This is a genomic window from Streptomyces sp. PU-14G (genome assembly GCF_041028275.1).
In the GTDB taxonomy this organism is placed as follows: domain Bacteria; phylum Actinomycetota; class Actinomycetes; order Streptomycetales; family Streptomycetaceae; genus Streptomyces.
Genome location: NZ_JASKYT010000569.1, coordinates 1 through 3,475 on the forward strand (window position 1 = coordinate 1; position 3,475 = coordinate 3,475).

Here is a 3,475-nt window from a genome sequence, read left to right on the forward strand (position 1 = left end):
GGGTCGGGGTCAGGGACGGGAACGGGAACGGCGGAAACGGGATCCGCACTGCCGAACTCGCCGCCCGCGCCGACGACCTGTGCCGCATGGTGCGCGCCACCCAGCTGAGCAAGGCGGGAAGCGCACTTCCCGCCTTCATCGCGGAAGTCACCTCCGCCGCACACCGGGCCCCCAGTACGGTGCTCTGGCAAACGCTCGGGTCGGCCTACCGCACGGCGCACGACATCGCCACCAAGCTCGGTTTCTACGACCTGGCGACCATCGCTCTCGACCGGCTCGGCTGGGCCGCCGAACGCGGCTCCGACCCGCGGCTGGCCGCCGTACGCCAGTACATGCGCGCACTGACCTACTTCCGTGAAGGCGAGCACACCGTCGGGCTGCGGCTCATCGAAGCAGGCCACAGGGCCCTCTCGGAAACCGACGGCACCGAGCGGGAAGCACGGGAGACCCTCGCCGTACGGGGCCAGCTGCACCTGGGGGCGAGCGTCATCGCGGCCCGCGCACACGACGCGAACGCCGTCGAGGGCCACCTGCGCGAAGCCGCCGCGTACGCGCAACGCACCGGTGAGGCCTCGCGGGTCCACTGGCTCAGCTTCGGGCCGGCCAACGTCACCGTGCACGAGGTCTCCGCCCAGGTGGAGATGCGGCGTTACGGCAAGGCGCTGGAGAAGTCCCGGCAGGTGCGGTTGCCGCACGGCTGGCCCATGTCGCGACGCGCCCACTTCTACGTCGACCGCGCCCGCGCCGAGATGGAGACGGGGCGCTGCGACGCCGCTCTGGAGTCCGTCATGACGGCGCGCAAACTGGCGCCCGAGCAGACGCGCTACCACCCCGGTGCCCGCGAGACCATCAACGGACTGGTGGCCCAGCGTCGCCGCACTCCGGACTCCCTCGACAACATGGCCGCCTGGCTGGGCCTGTGAGGCGCGCACAGGGACGCCGATGCGGGCCCATCGGGCAGACGTACGGCGGAACTTCGGGCGAGGCAACTACGGTGTGCGATCAAAGTGTCACTGATTGGTGACACTTCTCCCGTCCTCGTCGCGGCAGGCTGAGCCCGTCACGACACGAGGGGCGCTGCCGGTGCGGCAACCGCCGGCACCCCGAGGGTCGGCGGAGCCACGGTTCGGCGCCCCTGGGCGCCGTCCCCGACTCCGAGTGCCGCCAACGCGCGACAGACGCGCGTTGCGTCGCACGACGCACAGGATGCATACGACGCACTGGACGCGCAGGACGCACAGGAGAAGCCGTGACCGTATGGTGGCCGCTGCCGAAGGGCCTGGATGCCGTGCTGTTACCCGCGGGGGAGTGGTGGGACGCCGTACGGGTCCCCGCCTACCTGGGCGAGGGCGTACTGGCACGGCTCGGCCCCTCCTCCGGAGCCGTTATCCGTGACCCGTACGGCAGCAGGCTCTACTGGCTCATCGAGCCGGACACCGCCCGCGACTGGTCCTTCAACGAGTTCGCCGCCGTCCAGGTCCTCGGGACGGCGAGCTGGGTGACCGTGCCGCCCAGCAGCCGCCTGCACCCACCGGGCCCCCACTGGGCGGTTCCCTGCACCCCGGCGGCGTCCCTGACGCCCGCCGCCGCCCTGCACGCGGCCCTGCACTCGACGATCCTCCACAACCTCGGCCCCCGGGAGAGCACGCGCGCACGGGGCACAGGATGAGGCCGGCCGCGCCTTCGCTCCCGCGGGCGTTACCGCGGCCGAACGGCTCGAACCGGCCGAACGGGCGTCCCCGCCCGGCCACCCGCCCCTGCCCGGCCACCCGTTCCTGCCCGGTCATCGGTCCTTGGCCGGTCATCGGTCCTAGGCCGGTCATCGGTCCTAGGCCGGTCATCGGTCCCTGCCCGGTCATCGGTCCCTGCCCGGTTGTCCGTCCCTGTCGGACAGCGCTGGCGGGGCGAGGGCCGGCGGCGAACCGCCCTCCGTACCGGGGCGAGGGCCGAGCGCGGCTCCGACGCACACCACTGCCCGCACGTGCGTCAGATGTGGCGCCGCGGAACTGTCCTCACTGTCACGACGAGTGCGACGACCCACAACGCCGCCCCCAGCACCCCCAGATGGCGCACCCCGGCGGTGAACGCCTCCGGATCACGCGGCGACCCGGCCACCGCGCCGAAGACGGCGACGCCCAGGGCGGTTCCCGTCTGCCGGGAGGCGTTGTTGACTCCGCTGGCGAGCCCCGAGCGGTCCGCGGGCACCGCACCCACCGCAGCCGCGACCACGGCGGCCGTGGAGAGCCCGGTACCGACCCCGAGACCGACCAGGCCGGGCAGGAGCGCCGGCACCCCGCTGTCGGCCCGCAGCAGCAACAGGGCGACGCACCCGCACGCGGCGGCACAGCCACCGACGAGCAGGGGCAACCGCGGCCCGTGACGCGCGGTCAGTCGCCCGGCGACCGGCGCCAGCACGGCGAGGGGCACGAACAGCGGCAGCAGCGCCACTCCCGCCGCAGGCGCCGAACGGTGCTGCACCGTCTGCAGGTAGTACGTCACCACGAAAAGCGTTCCGTTCGCCACCATGTTCATCACCAGGGCAGCGACATGAGGACCGGCGAAGGCAGGCGTCCGCAACAGCACGAGCGGCAGCATCGGCGCGGACGCACGCCGCTCCCGCAGGACGAACCCGCCACCGGCCATCACCGCGACGATCCCCGCGCACACTCCCAGCGGACGCGGCCCGTGGTGCCCCATGTCGATGACGGCGAAGACCACGGCGGCCAGCGTCAGCGCGGCACTCCCCGCACCGGCCCAGTCGGTGCGCCCCGCGGCACGCCCGCCATCGTCGGAGACCAGTCGGCGGACAGCAGCCGAAGCGGCCGCCACAACGGGCACATTGATCCAGAAGATCAGCCGCCACCCCCCGCTCTGGACCAGCAGCCCGCCCAGCAGCGGACCGGCGGGCAGCGCCAGCGACGACACCCCTGCCCACACCCCCAGGGCACGAGCGCGGGCCGCGCGGTCGGGAAAGGTGTCGCTGATCACCGCGAGACTGCCGGGCAGCAGCAGTGCGGCTCCCGCGCCCTGTGCCGCACGGGCCGCGACAAGCGTTTCGGAACCGGGCGCCAGCGCACACCCGGCCGACGCCACACCGAACAGCGCAAGTCCCGCCAGCACGACCCTCCGGTGCCCCATCCGGTCGCTGACCGCGCCCCCTCCCAGCAGCAACGCCGCGATCGCCACGGCATAGGCGTCCACCACCCACTGCACCGCCCCAGGACCCGCCCCGAGTGCACCTCCGATCGAGGGCAGCGCCACATTGACGACAGTCACGTCGAGCAGCACCAGGAACATCCCGGCACACATCACGCCGAGAACCCACCAGGACCGGTGCACGGAGGAGGAGTCCTCCCGTGCACCACCAGGAATGCGCACCGTATTCATGGGCTCCACCCTGACCGCCGGACACTTCCACCGAGCCCGAAGTGTCCCCGCCCCACACTCACTCCATGACGACGACCAACAACCACCC

The 3,475-nt window shown here is 72.7% G+C and carries 3 protein-coding genes; 2 read left to right on the top strand and 1 reads right to left on the bottom strand.

The genetic code is table 11. The features are described from left to right. On the top strand, nucleotides 1–923 hold a 923-nt coding region (locus tag AB8Z75_RS33440), incomplete at its 5' end, for a transcriptional regulator (RefSeq protein ID WP_369208665.1). A gap of 326 nt (nucleotides 924–1,249) precedes the next feature. After that, nucleotides 1,250–1,669: a hypothetical protein gene (locus AB8Z75_RS33445; protein ID WP_369208667.1), complete on the top strand. Its 420-nt coding sequence runs from the start codon at nucleotides 1,250–1,252 to the stop codon at nucleotides 1,667–1,669. Nucleotides 1,670–1,986: 317 nt separating this feature from the next. Here AB8Z75_RS33445 and AB8Z75_RS33450 read toward each other — a convergent pair whose 3' ends face one another. Next, complete coding sequence (locus tag AB8Z75_RS33450; protein ID WP_369208668.1) at nucleotides 1,987–3,387, bottom strand: MFS transporter; 1,401 nt, start codon at nucleotides 3,385–3,387, stop codon at nucleotides 1,987–1,989. Nucleotides 3,388–3,475 lie beyond the last annotated feature (88 nt).